10 protein-coding genes are annotated in these 19,241 nt (G+C 59.4%); 2 read left to right on the forward strand and 8 right to left on the reverse strand.

All coding sequences use genetic code 11. From position 1 onward, the window contains the following. Window positions 1-92 precede the first annotated feature (92 nt). Window positions 93-2,159, reverse strand: coding sequence for an AsmA family protein (locus tag E2F51_RS06205; protein ID WP_105760445.1), 2,067 nt, complete (start codon window positions 2,157-2,159; stop codon window positions 93-95). 61 nt (window positions 2,160-2,220) lie between these two features. Then, window positions 2,221-2,994, reverse strand: a complete 774-nt coding sequence (gene pdeH / locus E2F51_RS06210; protein WP_013204386.1) for a cyclic-guanylate-specific phosphodiesterase — start codon at window positions 2,992-2,994, stop codon at window positions 2,221-2,223. 277 nt (window positions 2,995-3,271) lie between these two features. Here pdeH and E2F51_RS06215 point away from each other — a divergent pair, with 277 nt between their 5' ends. Together E2F51_RS06215 and E2F51_RS06220 are read left to right on the forward strand one after the other, a co-directional pair. Further along, window positions 3,272-4,204, forward strand: coding sequence for a sugar kinase (locus E2F51_RS06215; RefSeq protein ID WP_134823001.1), 933 nt, complete (start codon window positions 3,272-3,274; stop codon window positions 4,202-4,204). Between the two features lie 456 nt (window positions 4,205-4,660). After that, window positions 4,661-5,536, forward strand: coding sequence for an alpha/beta hydrolase (locus E2F51_RS06220; RefSeq protein WP_134823002.1), 876 nt, complete (start codon window positions 4,661-4,663; stop codon window positions 5,534-5,536). A gap of 51 nt (window positions 5,537-5,587) precedes the next feature. On the opposite strand, the gene E2F51_RS06225 is transcribed toward E2F51_RS06220, so the two are convergent. The 6 genes from E2F51_RS06225 to bcsA form a co-directional block, all read right to left on the reverse strand. Then, window positions 5,588-7,081: a pitrilysin family protein gene (locus E2F51_RS06225; protein ID WP_013204389.1), complete on the reverse strand. Its 1,494-nt coding sequence runs from the start codon at window positions 7,079-7,081 to the stop codon at window positions 5,588-5,590. 247 nt (window positions 7,082-7,328) lie between these two features. Then, window positions 7,329-8,615, reverse strand: a complete 1,287-nt coding sequence (locus E2F51_RS06230) for a dicarboxylate/amino acid:cation symporter (RefSeq protein ID WP_013204390.1) — start codon at window positions 8,613-8,615, stop codon at window positions 7,329-7,331. 223 nt (window positions 8,616-8,838) lie between these two features. Next, complete coding sequence (gene hmsP, locus E2F51_RS06235; RefSeq protein WP_041692158.1) at window positions 8,839-10,842, reverse strand: biofilm formation regulator HmsP; 2,004 nt, start codon at window positions 10,840-10,842, stop codon at window positions 8,839-8,841. 166 nt (window positions 10,843-11,008) lie between these two features. Further along, window positions 11,009-14,317 (reverse strand): cellulose synthase complex outer membrane protein BcsC, encoded by a 3,309-nt coding sequence (gene bcsC / locus E2F51_RS06240; RefSeq protein ID WP_134823003.1) that lies wholly within the window; start codon window positions 14,315-14,317, stop codon window positions 11,009-11,011. Beyond that, window positions 14,314-16,614, reverse strand: a complete 2,301-nt coding sequence (bcsB, locus tag E2F51_RS06245) for a cellulose biosynthesis cyclic di-GMP-binding regulatory protein BcsB (protein WP_134823004.1) — start codon at window positions 16,612-16,614, stop codon at window positions 14,314-14,316. Before bcsB ends, bcsC begins: the two co-directional genes overlap by 4 nt. A gap of 20 nt (window positions 16,615-16,634) precedes the next feature. Continuing rightward, window positions 16,635-19,229, reverse strand: a complete 2,595-nt coding sequence (gene bcsA, locus E2F51_RS06250; protein WP_134823005.1) for a UDP-forming cellulose synthase catalytic subunit — start codon at window positions 19,227-19,229, stop codon at window positions 16,635-16,637. Window positions 19,230-19,241 lie beyond the last annotated feature (12 nt).

The following is a 19,241-nucleotide window of genomic DNA, read 5'->3' on the forward strand; positions in this document are numbered from 1 at the left end:
TTATTCAGGCAATAAAAAACCGGCCATGGCCGGTTTTTTTTCGTGCAGAAATCCGCTGCGGGAACGGGCCCTGTGCCCACCCCCGCCGGGGATTATTTCTTGCTCTTCATCTGTTGCAGCACGTTGGTACACTGATTCTGCTCGTTGTCGCTGGGTGAAATCAGTGCCAGCAGCGCGGCGGCGGGCGCCACGACCGCACCGAGAGCCACCGCTGCCGCACCCCGCGCAATCAGCGGACCGGCTTTCACACCCGCATTCGGATTCTTGAAGGTGCCCTTCACATACAGCGGCGAGCGTAGGGTGATGATACGGATGCCCTTGCTCTCAGGATCGATCGACAAATCCATCCGCTCGTTGGCGAAGTTGGTGGTGCCGGAGATGTTAATCACCGCGTTCTCGGTATCGAAGACGAACAGCCGGGTTGAGGCTAAGCCGTTAGTGACGTTGAGGTCGGCTGCGGCACAGTTGATCCGCACTTCATCATCGCCAAACAGCTTGCCGACCACGTAGTTACCGACGTTCAGACCGACAATCTCCATCAGGCTGCGGCTGATCACCCCGTCATTCATCAGCATCTTCAGCTCGCCGTTGCTGGTCGCCAGAATATCGGCCACCGAGTTACCGTTTCCGCTCAGCGTGGCGTCGCCGTTCATCTGCCCCATACTGCTTTGCATGGCGGAGACGTTCGGGAACAGCTGCTTCAGCTTCAGGTTACGGGCATGCAGATCGGCCCGCGCGCGCATCGGCGTGCGGTCACCTTCAAGATGAATGGTGGAGTTGAGATTGCCGCCGGCCATGCCAAAGCGCAGCGGATCCAGCAGGATATCGCCGTTTTTCAGCACCAGATGGGTGTACAGATCGCTGAGCGGCAGCGAGTTACTGTGCTCAATTTTCTTGCCGCTGAACTTCACGTCAGCGTCCATCGCGCCCCAGCTTTTGGTATCGAACTTATCGTGTGGCAACACGCGATCCGCCGGCTGAGTGGTGGCATCGCCCCGTTTGGCTTTCGCCTGCTCGGTTTTCTCGCTGCCTTTACCCGAATTCACGCCAATCAGCGGCCCTAAATCGGCCATTCTCAGCTGTTTCGATTCCAGCGAACCTTCCAGTTTTGGACGCGGTTTGCCCTGGGTGTAGGTCATGGAGCCGTGAATATCGCTGTCGCCAATATGGCCGTTGAAATTTTCATAACGGAATACCGGGCCACCCTTCTGCTGGAAGCGGGCGATCAGATGTCCATCGGTTTCATATGGCGGCGTATCCGGCAGCAGAATGCCGGTCAGGCCGTAGAGATTGGCCAGCGTGTCACCGGCGAAGCGCAGCCGGATATCCAGCCCGCCAAGGTTAAGCGGATCCTGCAGCGTCCCGGCCACCTGCACGCGCGTGGTGCCGTTGCGCACGTCGGCCTGCAGTGGGAAAGGATTGGTTTTACTGCGCAGCGACAGCATGCCGCCGATTTTACCGTCGCCGGTCAGCTTCTCGTTGTTGTAAGTACCGGAAGCCTTCCAGCCAAACACGTAATCAGACGCGCCCTTCTGGCTCTTATCATCCTTGCTGCCCGCCACCTGAACGTAAGGGACCGGCTTGCCGAGCGGATCAACGGTGACCTGCACATCGGCTTTGTTGATGGCATCCCGGTAGGCGATCTGTCCGCGGTCAAACATGATGTTGTCGAGGCGGAAGGTCCACGCAGACGGCGGCTGATTCGGGTCCGGGTTGTCACTGCCGGCCAGATTGAAGGTCCAGTTATTCTTTTTATCCGCGGTCTGGATCAGCCTGGCATCCGGCTGCGTCAGCTTAATCCACGGGATATAAACTTCTTTGCCCAACAGCGCCAGCGGGGCCAGCGTGGCATCCACGCGTTGCAGATGCACCATGGTGACATCAGGAATTTCGGGCGGATTGCCCAGCAGAATATCGTCGGCATGAACGTGCGGCCATGGCACCCAACTGCGCCAGCCAGGTTCATCCCGGTTGCGTTCCCACGCCACGCCCAGGTCACCGCGAATGGCGAACGGACGATTCAATTCAGTCGACACTTTTTGATTGATGGTCGGTTTGAGTCGGTTCCAGTCAAAGGTCGCAATGATGATCACCACCACGATCACCAGCAACAAAAAAATCCCGACAATCCAGCTAATTATTTTTCCCGTACGCGACATACCCGGTCTCCTTGCTCGCTTCGGCCTTCTGTAAAGATAGTCGAGAGAGCAGGAAACGGGATCAGATCAGCTGGTGCGGCAGCGATCCCAGCTGGTCAAAAGGCATCGGACGGGCAAAAAAGTAGCCCTGAGCAGCATAAGCCGGTGAATTTTTCACCTGCATCCATTCATCAAGGGTTTCAACGCCTTCGACAATCACCCCTTTGCAGTAGCGATTAATCAGGGCCAGCAGCATGTTGAAGAGATTGCGGCCCTCTTCTGACTTTCTCAGCATGATAAACAGCTCGCGGGCCATTTTGATGTAGTCATACTTCAGCTCGGTCAGCGCGGAAAAGTTGGCCATGCCGCAGCCGAAATCATCCAGCCACAGCGGGCCGAGTTCCGGCATCTGCGCGACGATCTCTTCCTGCGGCAGCATATGGTGTTCCACCAGCTCAAAGCGCACCCACGGGCAGCGGGCGACCAGCTGACGGATGGCAGCATGATGCTGCAGTTCCAACAGGGTTGGGCCATCAATATTGACCGAGGCAACGGTGCCACTGGAGGTGAACAGCGTTTCCCATTCCGCCAGCAGCTCAAGCTGCTCGGTAACAATGTGCAGGCGCTGTGGGATCTCAAGCGCTGCAAAATAGGACTCCGGTGATACCCTCTTGCCCGGTTCGGCGGGATGGAATACCGCCGTGAGCAACTCAATTGCCATCAGACTGCCGGTCACCCGGTAGATAGGCTGAAACGTATAGATGCGCTGGCACTCCTGCCAGTACAGACGCTCATCTTGTTGCTTTGTCACAACATTTGAGAGAGGAAGCCGGTGACTGAGGTCGTTCAGCACCATGTAATTGATCCTTGATAATGATGAGACCGTTCGGGGAACGGATCTCCCGCAGGAAAGATATCGGCACCGCATCGCAGAACTTTATCGCGCCTGGCGCTAAAAACGCCCGGTAATTGCCCATTATTGCTGGCCGCAGCTGGCCGAAAATGCAGGCCGTTGCTGCTGTTTTCTCAGCGATTCACTGCGTGAGGAAAAAAGTAAAACGCCGTTTTAAAATATTGACTACGTGCGTCTGCGCAGCGAAACTGGTGCAAATTTGAGGGATGAGCTGACTACCATGACGCAGAAAAAAATTGCCGTTATCGGCGAGTGCATGATTGAGCTTTCACAGAAAGCCACCGACCTGAGCCGCGGTTTTGGCGGCGATACGCTGAACACCGCGGTGTATATCGCCCGTCAGGTTGACCCACAGCAGCTCAGCGTGGATTACGTGACCGCGCTGGGCACCGACAGCTTCAGCGGTGAGATGCTCGCCGCCTGGCAGCAGGAGCAGGTGCAGACCGGCCTCATCCAGCAGATGGATAACAAGTTGCCGGGCCTGTACGTGATTGAAACCGATGCGCAGGGCGAGCGAACCTTTTACTACTGGCGCAACGATGCCGCCGCGCGCTTCTGGCTGGAAGGCGAGCGCGCAGAGGACATTTGCCAGCAGCTGGCCCAGTTTGATTACCTTTACCTGAGCGGCATCAGCCTGGCGATCCTCAGCCCGCAGAGCCGGGAAAAGCTGATGGCGTTGCTGACCGCCTGTCGCCGCAACGGTGGGAAAATCATCTTTGATAACAACTATCGACCACGCCTGTGGCCGTCCGCTGAGGTCACCCAGGCGGCTTATCAGGTGATGCTGGCCTGTACCGACATCGCCTTCCTGACGCTGGACGATGAAACCCTGCTGTGGGGCGAAGCGCCTGTTGACGAGGTGATTGCCCGCACCCGTGCCGCCGGCGTCAGCGAGATTGTGATCAAGCGCGGTGCCGAATCCTGCCTGGTGTCGCTGGCCGATCGGCCACTGCTGGAGGTTCCGGCAGTGAAGCTGCCGGCCAGCAGCGTGGTCGATACCACGGCGGCAGGAGACTCCTTCAGCGCCGGCTATCTTGCGGTACGTTTAAGCGGTGGCAGTGCGGAAGAGGCGGCGATACGTGGCCATCTGACCGCCAGCACGGTGATCCAACATCGCGGGGCGATCATTCCCCGCTCGGCAATGCCGGCTTAAGCGCGTTCGCCGATTTTCAGCCCTGGCAGCAAACAGCCCCGCAATAGCGGGGCTTTTTATTATTCCCCGCCCGCCGATCCGCCCTTAAATTAACATCCGCAATTTAAGTCAAATTAATTACGCGGCTTATCCGTAAGCAGTCTGAATGAGTCAATTCCTAATTCAGGTCCAGCCGCAGATCGGCAAACGGATAATAAACTGAATATTATGATAATTACCTTAAACCCGCTTAATGGCGATCCGTGATGCAAACCGACTCGTTTTAAAACAATCAGATAGCAGCAGATAAATAACCCCAGACCGGCGCTTCTGGGCATAGTCTGAAACTGCGCTAAAAGCGTGAGCAAGGCTGGACGCTGTATAAATAAATGGGCAATGATTGTTTTATTACAGCCGATCCCCCCTATTCTCGCGCCGGGCTCGCCTATACTTAAATAATGAAATTCAGGAGCGCCTATGAAAACCGAAATTATTAATATCTGGCCTCACGGCGAGGCTCCCGGTGCCAGCGATTCCAGGGTCAGCCCACAAATTGTCGATTTAGCGAAAGAGTACGAACCTTACGACCGTGCCGCCAGCGGCGTGCGCAATCCTGAGCTGGCCTTCTGGTATCCGGAAGAATCCCACGGCGTGACCCTGCTGGTCGCACCCGGTGGCGGCTTCGAAAAAATCATGATCGATAAAGAAGGCAGCGCGCTGGCGATGTTCTTTACCGCGATGGGCTATACGCTGGCGGTGATGACCTACCGTTTCCCGCAGGATGGTCACCATGAAGCGGCTGACGCGCCCTTATCGGATGCGCAGCGTGCGGTGCGCGTGCTGCGTCACCGTGCCGCCCGTGGGCTGAACGGCAAGCGTATTGTGATGATGGGCTTCTCGGCCGGTGGCTATGTGGCCGCCAGCGTCGGTACGCGCTTCACTGAGAAACTCTATCCGGTGCAGGATATTGCCGACTCGCTGACCGCCCGTCCGGATGCGCTGGTGCTGATGTACCCGGTGATCACTATGCGTGAAGGGCTGGCGCATCAGGGCTGTCGCCAGCATCTGCTGGGTGAGCATCCGACGCAGCGGGAAATTGACGCGTACTCGATGGAAACGCGCGTGACTGAGCAGACGCCACAAACCTTGCTGATCCATGCAGTGAACGATGAGTCGGTGCCGATCAATAACAGCATGGTGATGTTCAGCGCGCTGCGTGAACACAAGGTCTCCAGCGAGCTGCACTTCTACGAGAAAGGCGGGCACGGCTTTGGCATTCGCAACGTCGCCGATCTGCCGCTGGCCAGCTGGCCGATGCTGGTTAATGAATGGCTGCGCGCACGGATCTGGTAGCACGCAGAAAAACCCGGCCGCGTCAGGCGACCGGGTTGTGGTCAGAACAAATCAGTTCTGCGAAGACGGGATGTCAGAGACTTCCGGCTTGGTTTCATCCACCGCTGCGGCCGCCGCTTCCGGGGCCGGTGCCATGATTTTCTTCCAGCTCTCTTCCAGCTGCTGAACGTTGGTTTCCGGCTCGCCCTGCGGCTGCATCAGCATCATGGTCAGATCCTGTGACAGCTGCTGGCGCAGCTCCTGGTTCATCATCTGCAAGGTCAGGCCCGACAGGAAGCTCTGGCGCAGTTTCTGATACTGTTCCGGCGCGATATCCACTACCGCATTCTGCTGCGAGCGCAAACGCTGGCTCATCAGCACATCGGTATCAGTGCGGGCGTAGGTGGCAAACAGCTTGTTCAGCTCGGCGGTTTTCTGCGCCATCAACGCGTCAAACTCTTCCTGCGGCAGGCCGTTATCGCGGATGTTTACCATCTCCCGCGCAACCAGATTCAGGTTGCTTTGCAGGGTGGCGTTATCCGCATCCAGATTGATGGCGCACTGCGCGCGCTGGTACAGCACGCGGCAGTCAAAGCCCACCTGCACCTTCTGCGCCTTACTGTCGCTCAGCACATGCTGCACGTGCCAGAACAACGCTTCACGGGCCAGATCGCTCTGCCAGTAATGCTGCAAATTCTGCGAATCCCTGATCGGCTGCCACGGCGAATCCCACACCAGCGACAGACGATCCTGGGTCAGATTATTGTTAACCAGGTTAATCGGCTGCGGCGGCAGTGGCGACAGCGTTGGCATCGGCGACGGCGTATCACGCTTGCCCTTCAGCGGCGAGAAGGTTTTGTTGATCTGCTCGGCCAGGCTGCGGCTGTCGACGTTGCCCACCACCATCAGCGTCATCGCATCCGGCGTGTACCACTGCTTGTAGAAGTCGTTCAGCTTGACCGGGTCGATCGGCGCATTAGCGGGCGTACCCGGATCGTGGCCCAGCAACGTGGAGCCCTTCAGCCGGTAACGCCACCAGACATCCTGCGGATTGGCAGGCCAGGTGGCGATCGGATCGTCAGCAGCCAGCGCGGTGTTCACCGTCTGTTCATTGATGGTCATATCGCCGACGGTCGCCGCCAGCCAGTTCATCGCTTCTTTCACCACTTCCGGCCGGTTGTTCGGCAGACTGAGGGTGTAGAGCGTGAAGTCATAAGAGGTGATCGCAGGCGGTTGCGGGCGATCGGGATCGATACTTTGCTGCCACAGCGAGCGCTGCTGCGCAGGGTCGAGCTTCGCGTTATGCACTAAGGCCAGACGCGGTAAGAGGTGGCTGTAACCGGCCTGCTGGGTATTCTCCACCAGAGAGCCGGTATTAACCAGTAAGCGGACTTCAACGCGGTCGCTGGGACGCTGCGGAGTCGTTAAAACCTGCCAGGTGAACCCGTTATCGAGTTTTCCCTGCTGCCAGGCGGGATCGGGTTGGAGTGTTTCAGCCTGCACAGTGCTGCTGACCGCGGCCAGCAATATTCCACCAACCAAAAGACGAATTCTGGTGCCCTGCATGTGAACCCCTACTCAATCACAAACCAAAAAAAATCACTGGCGATCTACGGCCTGCTGCTATCTACGGGAGGGATAACTCAGGGAAGCCGCTGTTTTTTCTCAGAACAGCTTCTTAGACCACGCATTGGCGGGGATGTCCCACCACGGAGTGAAAAATGATAAAAATCTCTGGGGGTTATTATGCAAATGCCCGCCGCGAGGGCAAGTCGCGACGGGCATTTGAGGGGATATTTAACAAATTAACGGCTTATGCGGCGTTTTCGGGCAGTTTTTTTGCCTTATTTTTGCCATCCAGCGTGTCTTTCAACTGTTGCTCGTCCAGCTGATCGACCCATTTTGCCACCACCACGGTCGCCACGCCGTTGCCGACCAGGTTAGTCAACGCACGGGCTTCAGACATAAAGCGGTCAATACCGAGGATCAGCGCCAGACCGGCCACCGGCAGATGGCCGACCGCCGAGAGCGTGGCCGCCAGCACGATAAATCCGCTGCCGGTAACGCCCGCCGCCCCTTTCGAGGAGAGCAGCAGCACCACCAGCAGCGTGATTTGATGCCAGATATCCATATGCGCATTGGTGGCCTGGGCGATAAACACCGCTGCCATGGTCAGGTAAATCGAGGTGCCGTCGAGGTTAAACGAGTAGCCAGTTGGGATCACCAGCCCGACCACCGACTTCTTACAGCCCAGCTTTTCCATCTTATCGAGCATGCGCGGCAGCGCGGATTCTGAGGACGAGGTCCCCAGCACGATCAGCAGCTCTTCTTTGATGTAGGCGATAAATTTGAAGATGTTGAAGCCGACCACGCGGGCAATGGTACCCAGCACCACCACCACAAACAGCAGGCAGGTAATATAGAAGCAGATAATCAACTGACCTAACTGCACCAGCGAACCGACGCCGTATTTACCAATGGTAAAGGCCATCGCCCCGAACGCGCCAATCGGTGCCAGACGCATGATCATATTGATGATGCCGAAAATCACGCGGGAGAAACTTTCGATAAAGTTGAATACCAGCGTGCCTTTGTCGCCCATGCGGTGCAGGGCAAAACCGAACATGATGGCGAAAAGCAGTACCTGCAGAATGTTGCCGCTGGCAAAGGCGCCAATCACGCTGTTAGGAATGATATCTAACAGGAACGCCACCACGCCCTGCTGCTCGGCCTGCTGGGCATACATCGCCACCGCTTTGGCATCCAGCGTGGCCGGGTCGATATTCATACCAACGCCAGGCTGCAACACGTTGACCACCACCAGGCCAATAATCAGGGCGATGGTGCTGACCACTTCAAAATAGAGCAGCGCGACGGCACCGGTACGGCCGACCGCTTTCATGCTTTCCATCCCGGCGATCCCGGTGACCACGGTACAGAAAATAACCGGTGCGATGATCATCTTGATCAGCTTCACAAAGGCATCACCGAGCGGCTTCATCTGGGCACCCAACTCGGGGTAGAAATGCCCTAACAGCACGCCGATGACGATGGCGGTAATCACCTGGAAATAGAGGCTTTTAAACAGGGAAGTTTTCATAGAATGTCCATTAACGGCTTGGATGGCAGGCGCTTTCGCTGATGTAATCGTCAGTCTTCAGCGCGAAAGTAACACTACGTTAACGGGATTGATATAACTTGAAACACTCAGCCGCCGGGCAACGCGCCGTTTTATGAGCTGAATCACTTCAGCACCGGTAATGACGCGTTGTGGTTTGCGTTAAGGATTGATACACGTGGAAATTATCCCTTACGGGACCGTATTAAGGCGTGATTAATTCCAGATATTTGCGGTTAAAGACCGCCAGCGGTAGCGCCTCAGAATAGAGGTAGCCCTGCCCGATATTAATGCCGCGCGCCAGTAGCCAGTCGCGCTGCTGGCTGGTTTCGACGCCTTCGGCAATCACGTCCAGCTTGATGATTTCGGCAATCGCCGCAACGATTCGCACCATGGTGTCATCATTCGGCAGCACACAGACAAAACTGCGGTCCATCTTCAGCTTACTGATGGGTAACGACTTAAACTGGCTCAGCCAGTTCAGGTTGGCGTAGCCCATACCAAAATCATCCAGCGCCACCGAGATGCCGACTTTCTGCAGCTCGCTTAACAGCTGCAGTGCCTGTTCCGGCTCGCCCACCTGGGCGGTCTCGGTGATCTCCAGCATCAGGCTGCCCGGACTGATTTGGTGGCGATGGATCAGGTCCTGTAAGTGGGTGACCATATCCGCTTCACGCAGCTGCACGGCGGAGAGATTGACGCTGAGCGGCAGATTAATGCCCTGCTTCTGCCAGCCCGCCAGCACCCGGCAGGACTCTTCGAACACCCAGCGGCCCAGCGCGCTGATCACGCCAATCTCTTCGGCGTTCACAATCAGATCTTCCGGCAAGGCCCAGCTGCCGTCCGGCTGGCGCATTCTCAGCAGGGCTTCCGCGCCGACCAGCTTGCCGTTACGCATATCAATCTGCGGCTGCAGGAACAATGAGAACTGCTCTTCTTCCAGCCCCTGCAAAATGTCGTGTTCCTGGGTCAGCCGCTTGTGCGCCCGTTCCATCATCATCGGGTCATAAAACAGGATCTGATTTTTGCCCTGATGACGGGCCGACATCATCGCCGACGCCGCACGGCTTAAAAAGTCCTGCGCGGTGAGATCGCGCGCTTCACGCTGCGCCAGGCCGATGCTCAGGTTGGGCCGCAGCTGCATGTCCTGCAAAGTGACCGGCTGATTCAGCCGCAGCAGCAGCAGGCGCGCCAGGCGCATGGCGCGGAAAGGTTTATTGGCGCGCTTCACCAGCAGCACAAAATCGCTGCCTGACAGCTGGCCCACCAGCGTATGGCTGTCGATACTGTTGCGAATTTTTTCCAGCAGCGTCAGCAACAGCGCATCACGCTGTTCGTCCTTGACCACGCCGTTGGCGTCCTGCAAGGTCTCGATGCGCAGCACCATCAGGGTGAAATTGTCGTCGTCAGAGACGGAATTAAGATGCTGCTCCAGCAGCGCCAGAAACAGGGTTTTGTTCGGCAGATTGGTCAGGGCAAAACGGGTGGTCAGCCTGCTCATCTCATCATGCACCGCTTCGCCCACCTGCTGATTGCGGTTGTAGCTGCGGATTAACATGCCCAACTCATCGTCACGGTGGCGCTCAGGCAGCGTCAGCTGATGGGAAATCGCCTCCTGCGGCGGCAGATCCTGCAGCTCCATGGCGATCCGCCGCAGCGGGCGAACGATCAGCTTGTTGATGCACCAGCTGATGGCGATCGACAGGATCAATGCCAGCAGCAGGTAAGTGGTCACCATCGTCGACAGGGCGCTGAGAATAAACTGATAGACCCGCCAGGAATCGGCCTGCAACACCAGCAGCGCCAGCGGCTTGGGATTGGCTGGCTCCACCGAGTAGAGCGGCACGGTGATCTTCACCGGAAGCTCAAACAGCGTGGCGATAAATTCCGGGACCGGTTTTTCGGGCTCGAAATCGGTATGCAGCGCCTGCAGGCCGTTCGGCAACACCACTTCGGCCCTGGCCAGGATCCCGGCCGGTTTCAGGGAGTTGAGGATCAGTTCGGCCTGGGGAATATCGGCTTTCAGCACCGCCTGGGACAGCGGCTGGCGCACGGTATGGGCGACGTTTTCCATCTGCTGGGCGTAGTCAATCCTGCGCTGCTGCACAAAATGGAAAAGCTGAATGACAATAAAAATACAGATGGTCACGGCGGCCACGCAGGATACCGTCGCCATCTGTTTTATTGTTAATGAACGACTGACGCGCAAACCCACTCTCCGAATTACTGAATGCCACCACCGGGGGCAGCAAAAAACTGCCCTGAGTATATCTTAAGGCGGCCGCTTGTTAAGCACTCTGTCCGGGCCAGGGGTTGATTAGGTGTTTTCTGAAGGCGATTATCTTAATTTTCTCACTAAATGCAGCCTGATAACCCTATTTAAAGTCCGCGTATGGCGTTAACGGCTCTGGCGGCAGATCCAGATCGCCCTGCCAGCCGGCCATCGAATAGCGCGCATAGATCAGCCCGTGGCTCGGCGTATAGTCTTTTGCCTGCTGAATATCGACGCCGACGCCCATCGTCCAGTGCGCGCTTAACCGGCGTTCCAACACCGCGCGCAGGGTATAGCCGAATCCGTTGCTGCTGCTGTCGCTGCTTTGCGGGTTATCCGTGGTCAGCGCGCCGAAATCGAGCGGGTAGCGTGACTGGCCGTCGGTTTCCGAATGGGACCAGGAAACCGAACCGCCGAGATCGTAAGACCAGTTTTCCGTGCGCTGCCGCCAGCTGACCGGCACCGAGAGCGAGCTGTAACGCTGCGGGCTGTAATAGCCGCCCTGTCCAAGTGAGTAATCACTCAGATCCTTCGCGTAGTGCCACAGCATGCCGTTCAGGCCGATGGTGGCCCGCCGGTTGTTTTCGTTGATCAGCTTGTAGTAATAGCCCGCCATCAGGCGTTCGCGGCTGTTATCCGCCACGTTTTCGCCGGTGATCTGGTGCGCGCTGAGATCGGCCCAGACGCCGTTGGCGTTGCCCTGGTCATAGCTCAGGCCAATCGCGCCGCCGGTTGCCACCACGCCGCCCCAGGTTTTGCCGCTGGCGGTGTTGGGATCCTGCGCGCCGGCATAGGCGAGCAGCGAGCTGGAAATCGGCCGCCGCGACGCGGTCAGCGACACGCCGATATCCTGCCAATCGGTGTTCCAGGTGACGCCACCCACCCAGTTGGTGACCGCAAAGCCCAGCGGCGTGGTGCCAATATCCGCGCGCCATTTATCGCTACGGTAGCCGACGCCAAGGCTGGTGCCGTTCTGATGCTGGCGGAAATCGCGGTTGCAGGTCGCATCGTCATTGGCACAGGTGCCGAACGTCTCATCAATATTTCCATCGACGTTGCGCGAGAAGGTGCCGGCCGACACATCGACATTATCCAGCCGCAGGAAGCTTTTGCCGTCGGCAAATGGCGTTTCGGCTTCCATCATGGTGGTGTGCGCAGTGAAGTCGGACACGCCGCCGGTGCCCTTATTGCGCGAATAGTCCTCTTCCAGCGTCAGCGTGCTGTCCTGCTGACGATAAAGATCGGCGGCATCGCTGCGGATACCGCGCTTCAGCCAGTCATCCCGCCGGTCGTTGCGGGTCAGCCGGGTAAAGGTTGGGTTATCCGGCGGCACCACCAGGCTGATGCCGCTGGCGACCATCGCCTGGCGGTAATCCTCCTGCGCGAAGTGAGGCTGACCCTGCTGCGCTTCCAGACGGGCGGCATCGCGATAGATCAGCGCGCTGCTTTGCGACGGCCCGTCTTTTGCGGCCTGGGTTTTCAGCCCGGCATACAGCGAGGTGGCTTTCTGCGGCTCGCCCACCGCCAGCCAGGCATTGGCCACCCGCCGTCCGCTGTAGACGTTCGCCGTGGACGCCTCGGGCGGCAGCGCGTTCAGCTGCTTACGCGCGGCGGCCAGCTGATGGCGGGCGATCAGGGCCTCAATGTTATCCAGGCTGGCTTCCGCGCGGGCGATTAGCAGGCCGGTTTCCAGCCGGGTATTGAGGTCGGTGATATTGTGATCCCACTTTGCCTGCGGCAGCGTGTGGATCTGCGCCAGCGCGGCCTGTGGCCGGTCGCTGCCTGACAAATAGAGCGCGTTGGCATAGACCTGTGCCGGCACGCCGGGCTGCTGGCGCGCCATCGCCTGCATCTGCCGATCGGCGGCCTGCGTCTGCCCACTCTGACGCAGTGCGCCCGCCAGTCGGGTGTTCAGCCAGACGTCGTCCGGCGACAGCTGGAGTGCCTGACGGTATACGTCTGCCGCCTGCCGCACGTTTCCGCCAGCCGCCAGCCTGTCCGCCTCGGCGCTGAGCGCACTGCTGCGCAGGCTGGCGAGGGTATCACCCAGCGCCTTTTTCTGTGAGGCCGGTAGCCCGTTGATAAACGCCATCGCCTTTTGCGGTGACTGCTGTTGATAGAGTGCGGCCAGCCGTCGGGCGGCGGTGGTATTGCCTGCATCCAGCCGTAACGCGCGGCTGTACTGCACTTCCGCCGTGGCCGGATTTTTCTGTGCCAGCGCCACGTCGCCCAGCCCAATCAGCGCATAGCTGTCGCGGTTATCCAGCGAGCGCGCCCGCTGATACTGACTGGCGGCCTGGGGAAGGTTGCCCGCCGCCAGTTCTTTGTCACCCTCGGCAATCGCCAGCCAGTACTGGTTGGAAGTCAGCAGGCTGCGCCATTTGCCGATATCGGTGCCCTGCGCATCGGCGACAATCGCCCGCTGAAAATAGCCGTTTGCCTCGGCGCGCTGGTTGGCCCGCGCCAGCGCCTGGCCCATGGCACCCAGTAAATCGGCATCGTCTGGCGTCGCCTTTAGCGCAGCACGCAGGGCGGGAATGGCAGCGCTGCTTTGACCGCCATCGATCATCGCCAGGCCGCGCAGCCGCTGCTGGTAAGCCGGATCGGCCAGCATTTTTTGCTGCCGCGCCAGCTCGGTCAGGCCGTCGGACTGCGGCTTGTCACTGGTAAAGGTGGCGAGATAGGTTTTCAGCTGGGCGACGCTTTGCGGCGTGACCGGCTGCGATTTGATATGGCTCAGCCACAGTTCGGCGGCCTGCACCCGGCCCGCCGGATCCATTGCCACCACTTGCAGTTGTTTAACGGCGGCGGTCGGGTTATTGCGGCTCAGCTCCATTTGCGCAATCGCCATGCGCACGTTGATGCTGCCCGGCGCATCGCGATCCAGCGCCGAGAGTTCGGCCAGCGCGCGGTTTTCCTGTCCCGGCAGCCGCGACACTAACCGCCAGTATTCCAGCGCGATATCCGGCGAGGGAAAGACGCCGTTGAACTGTTTATCGTAAGCCGCTTTGGCCTCTTCCAGCCGGCCAGAGGTGGCGAGAAGCCGCGCCAGCTGCAGCTGTTTCCTGCCCTCGTCAGATAGTAAGCGAATACTAACTTCAGCCTGCCGCGTCGCCAGCGAATCGGGCGAAACCTGCTTCAGCGTCACCATCAGCTGACGCGCTTTGTCCTGTTCGCCCTGGTGCAGCGCCAGGCGGATCTGTGCCGCCAGCACCTGCGGATTATCCGGCGCAATTTTTTCCAGCCGATACAGCGACTGGCTGACCAGATCGTATTTCTGGGTCGCTTCGCCAATCCTGACCTGTTGCAGCAGCCAGTCGACCGGCTCAACGTGATCGGGTGCCGCCGGCACGGCGCGGCTTAACGGCCACAGCAGCAGCGGCAACAACAGGCTGAGTCGCGAACGTTTCACTCCTCGTCGTCCTCGTCACCGAGGCGATGACGGCTGACGCGGCGCATCAGTCGCCACACCAGCAGCGCAAACAGGATCACCACCAGCGTGGCAAACGCCGCCAGCATCACCGGATGGGTGGCCAGCGCATTCCATACCCGCTCCCACCACGGCAAATGGCCCATCCAGTAGGTGTCGCCTACGCGCAGGCTGCGCACGCCGGATTCACGGATCACCGATGCCGAGCCAAAAATCGCCGCGCGTTTACCGCTGTCGATCAGCGCGCCATTCAGCAGTTCCCAGGCGCGCGGGCTGTCTGCCAGCAGCGCGACCACGCTGCGTTGCGCATCAAACGGCGACTGGAAGCCAATCACTGCCGCCATCGGCCCAGCGGAGCTGATGGTGGTCTGGCTCTCGGCGCGCAGATCGTCCGGGGCTGAGGAGCCGCTGGAGAACGCCGTCTGCCGGTTAGGCTTGTTGATCCAGCTTTTCGCCGCGTCCAGCAGCAGATTGACCTTGTCGTCATCCTTCATCTGTTCAGGCAACCGGCCAATCATCAGCAGATCGGCATCGCTGGTTTTCGCCTTGCTCCAGTCATCGGCGATCTGCATTTTCAGCGCCGGATAGCCGGTCTGCGCCGAGATATTGCCCAATGCGTTCAGCAGCGCGCTGACTTCGCCCGGCTGCGGACGGTTGTTGACCAGCACCAGCGTTTGCGCCAGGTCAGCATTACGGCTGAACGGGAAGCCGGCGTTGGCAAACGCGCCCAGCGACGGCATCTCCATATAGTGGCGATAGCCGGAGAAATCGACCGTCGAATTGCCGTCGATCACCACATGGTTGGATACCGGGGTGATGGTTTCGCAGCGCCCTTCGTTGGTGCCGTTATTGAACGAGCCGCCAATAAAGGTGCTGGCATAATCAAAATCGAAGCGCAGCTGATTGACCACGCCCAGCTGCAGCGCCGGAATGGTCAGCTGCGTGCCGCCATCCAGCAGCCCCTGCACCAGCGGAATATGCAGCAGCTGCTTGCCTTCCTCGCGCTTATTGACCAGCGGGTAATCCTGCACAAACTGGTTGTTGAGGTTCACCGCCAGCCGCGATCCGTCATCCTGCACCGGTGAGGTATAGCGGTATTTGATATCCATATCGATACCGCGTGCGCGCACCAGGAACAGGTCCGGCGGTAATTTCAGGGTCAACGAGATGGGCGCAGGCTGCATGCCGTCGGCCTGAAGCTGGCCCTGGAACTGTTGCAGCTCGGCGAAGGTGGTGGCGCGGTCGGTCCGCACCCAGTTTGGCGCATCGTAAGGCTGGCGTGCCGCCAGCTCCTTCACGCTGTCGATGCTCGAGGCCTGTCCACGCAGCAGCAGTTCGCCCTGCGCAATACCCTGCACCGCTTTCAGCAGGTCCTCGTCGTTACGCCCCAGCACCAACAGTAATTTTTGGTACTTATTGTCCGGCTGGTCGATGATTTCCACCGTCGGTTTATCCACCGGCGGCAAAGCCTTCAGGAAGTCCGGACGCCGATCGTTGGTGGCAAACACGACGGCGTGCTGACGATCCGGCAGCTGGTTATACAGCACCGGGAAGGTCTGTCCACGCCAGTCCGCCTGGGTGCCAAACCACGATGCCAGCACCGCAGCCGCGCGCTGTTGGCCGAGATCCGGCGCGCGGGCAAAAATCATCGGCAGGGTTAACGGGCGGCTGTCGCGCGCATCGAAAAACGGCTCCGGGAAGTGCGATAAATCATCCTTCAAAGGCAGCTTTTGCAGCGACAGATCCAGCGTGCTGTCCTTGCCGATATCCAGCCAGATGGCGCTGCTGGCCGGGTTTTCGCAGATGTTGGCGTAATGCCCCACCAGCTCAAAGCGGATGCGGTTGAAGTCGCCAATAAATCGCGGGTCAATCGGCACCTGCACCTGATTATTTTTACCGGCCTGTTCGGCGACTACCGGTACCAGACCGACCAGCTCGTCGTTCAGATAGACCTTCAGATGCGACATGCCGGGGATCAGCGACGGCGACGGGCGGAAACTCAGGTTGAGCAACGCGTTGGTCACCACTTCATCGCTGCGCACGCCAAACTCAATCTGCCCCTGAGTGCGGGTGCCGGTCAGGTTGAAGTTGCCTGGCGGCGGGGCGATCTGGGTAAACGGCCGCAGATAATCACGCACCGGCGCGGCGGGATCGATGGCCGGAGGCGCCAGGCTGTCCGCCGTGGTGTTGACCGGCCGGGTGTAGCCGTCTGCTGCTGCCTGAACCCCTGGCAGCACGCCAAGCCATAATGCGGTGAACCAAGCTAATTTTTTCGTCATGGTGTCTTCATCAAGGTCAATCAGGAAACCGCGGAGCCTGTTCTGCTCACGCTGCGGGGGAAGAAGGAGGCCAGCCAGCCTGCCAGCTGCGTCAGCAGCGCAAACAGCCGGCGCAGCGGTGCAGGGCCATACTCTGCCAGCCGCAAATAGCCTTTAAAGCCCAGTACCACAATATCGGCCAGGCTTTGCACCGGTTTATCTTCCGGGAAACTGTCCTGCCACAGGGCCCAGGTATCGGCGCGGGCAAAGGTGCATTGAATAAATTCGACGTGCTGTTCGGTGGTCAGCTGATGCAGGCGGATGCCGGCGCGGCGGCCAAAGGTGCGCTGCACCTGGCACGGGAAGCTGAACTCCTGCTGGCCCCGGCGCAGCAGCAGCCAGACCTGTTCGCCTTCGCTGAGCAGATTGTCTTCGCGCAGCTCCAGTCCAACGCCGCCGTCGGAGTAGTCGCGCAGCGTGCAGGGCAGCATATGGCCATCGGCCCGCGCCAGCGCCGCCGGCATGGCAATTTCCACCCGGTGCGCTTCACGGATCTGCCGGGCTTCCACCGACACCGCCACCGCGCCGCCAAGAATAATCATGTTGTAGAGCACCCACACCAGGCTGACGATCACCGTCAATACCTCGTGCGGCGGGCCATAATGCAGTCGCCAGAAGGCGGCGAACACCCCCGCCAGGTTGACCAGCACCAGGCACATATACGGCTTGGTGATCACCCAGTCGAGATGCTGCTCTTCCACCAGCCCGCCTTTGGCGGTGACGTTGAACTTGCCTTTGTGCGGATTAAACAGCGCCACCGTGGTTGGACGGGCAATATACCAGGCCAGCACGGTTTCATAGACTTCGCTCCAGAACGAGTGACGCCAGCGGCCCTGAATACGCGAGTTGGTCATGCTGGTGTGCACCATATGCGGCAGCACAAAGATGGCGATCACCAGCGCCGGAGCAAAAATGATAAAGGCGTGGAACAGCAGGAAGGCCAGCGGTGCCAGCAGGAAGATCAGCCGGGGAATACCGGCGAGGAAGTGCAGCATGGCGTTGGCATAACAGAGCCGCTGCACCAGCTTCAGCCCCTTGCCCATCAACGGGTTATCCAGACGGAAGATCTGCACCATGCCGCGCGCCCAGCGAATACGCTGGCCGATATGGGCGGACAGGCTTTCGGTCGCCAGGCCCGCCGCCTGGGGAATACGGATATAGGCCGAGGTGTAGCCTTTGCGGTGCAGCCGCAGCGAGGTGTGCGCATCTTCGGTGACGGTCTCCACCGCGATGCCGCCAATTTCATCCAGCGCGCTGCGGCGGATCACCGCACAGGAGCCGCAGAAGAACGCCGCATCCCAGACATCGTTGCCATCCTGCACCAGGCCGTAAAACAGGGTGCCTTCATTCGGCGTGCGGCGGAAGCGGCCCAGGTTACGTTCGAACGGATCGGGCGAGAAGAAGTGGTGCGGCGTCTGCAGCATCGCCAGCTTCGGGTCTTTCAGGAACCAGCCCAGCGACACCTGCAGGAAAGAGCGGGTTGGCACGTGGTCACAGTCAAAAATCGCCACGTATTCGCTGCGGCATTCGGACTTCAGCGCATGGTTGATGTTGCCGGCCTTGGCATGGGCATTCCCGGACCGGGCAATGTACTTTATGCCGATCTCGGCGGCGAACTGGCGGAACTCTTCGCGGTTGCCATCATCCAGCAGGTAAATGGTCAGTTTGTCCTTCGGCCAGTCGATGCCGAGTGCCGCATACAGCGTCGGTTTCACCACGCTCAGCGCTTCATTGTAAGTGGGTACTAACAAATCTATCGAAGGCCAGCTGGCGGTATCTGCGGGCATCGGCACCGGCTGACGCTGCAGTGGCCACAGGGTCTGGAAATAGCCCAGCACCAGCACCACCCACGAATAGGTTTCCGCCGCGATCAGCAGCACGCCAAAGGTCAGGCTGACCGGGTCATCCCAGTTCAGCGTGGAGGTGTAGCGCCACCAGAGATAGCGGCAGGAGATGGTCAGCGACAGTACGATCAGCATCATGGTCGGTAAGCGCCCCGGAATGCGCCGCACCACCATCGCCACGCTCCACAGCAGCACCACAAACACCGCCTGGGTAAAGAAGTCGAACGGCTGAGAGATACACAGCAGCGCCAGCGCGGTCGCCAGCAGGATCGCCAAACCAAACAGCCCTTTGCGCAGCGCAGCAGGCATCTGCTTTATGCGTCGGTCGGCCTTGCGCGCCAGCTGCCGGTCTTCCGCGCGCTGCGGCAGTCTGCCCAGCCAGATCAAGGCGCGCTGCCGCCAGCGTTGCAGCGGAATAATACGTGAGCGCTCACTACGGCTAACAGCACCGACTGGCAAGACCAGCATCAGCCACAGGCTCTGAAAAAGATAACGCAGCAGGTCTGCCGGACGCGGTTTTTCCGGCGAGATTTGCGGGTACAGGCGACGGCGATCGGCCTGCACCTTTTGCCAGGCCGGCGACTCAAAACGCAGCAGCGACCAGCCCAACACCAGCCAGAAGCAGTGCAAGGCGGAGGTGAGGGATGACGCACCGTGATGGCGGAAGCCGCTGTATCGTTGATGCAGCGCCTGCCAGACCGGCGGATTCAGCAGCCAGCGTAACGGCGTCACAACGTCGACCCA

It is taken from the genome of Erwinia sp. QL-Z3 (assembly GCF_004551645.1).
GTDB lineage: Bacteria > Pseudomonadota > Gammaproteobacteria > Enterobacterales > Enterobacteriaceae > Erwinia > Erwinia billingiae.